The 507-nt window shown below is 77.1% G+C and carries 1 protein-coding gene; it reads left to right on the forward strand.

From position 1 onward, the window contains the following. The first annotated feature begins 162 nt into the window (after positions 1–162). Complete coding sequence (locus ACZ6D7_RS32420) at positions 163–369, forward strand: MbtH family protein (RefSeq protein WP_469498543.1); 207 nt, start codon at positions 163–165, stop codon at positions 367–369. Positions 370–507: the final 138 nt, after the last annotated feature.

Below are 507 nucleotides of genomic sequence, written 5' to 3' on the forward strand. Positions count from 1 at the left end.
CCCCTCTTTCCCCACCCCCCCCCGCTGTCCCCCCCCCACGGACCATCCTCCCCCCCCCGGAAACCCCCCCCCCCCCCCCCCCCCCGCCCCCCCCCCCCCCCCCCCCCCCCCCCCACCCGGAACGTCCCATCCCGAACCGGCACATCAACGAAGGAGCAGGCTATGAACGGCACCGCGACGCAGGAATGGACCGTGGTCGTCAACGACGAGGACCAGTACTCCCTCTGGGCGAGCGACCGGGACGTCCCGGCCGGCTGGCGGACGGCCGGCGTGAGCGGCACCCGCGAGGAATGCCTGTCCCACATCGATCAGGTGTGGACCGACATGCGCCCCCTCAGCCTGCGGCAGGCGATGGACGCCGGCCGCTGACCCCCGCTCCACCTCGCAGCCGACCCCGGCCGGGGGGGGGGGGGGGGGGGGGGGGGGGGGGGGGGGGTGGAGGGGAGGGGGGGGGGGGGGGGGGGGGGGGGGGTGGTGGGTGGGTGGGGTGTGGTGTTGGTTGTGTTG

The sequence above is a fragment of the Streptomyces sp. NPDC041784 genome, assembly GCF_055591025.1.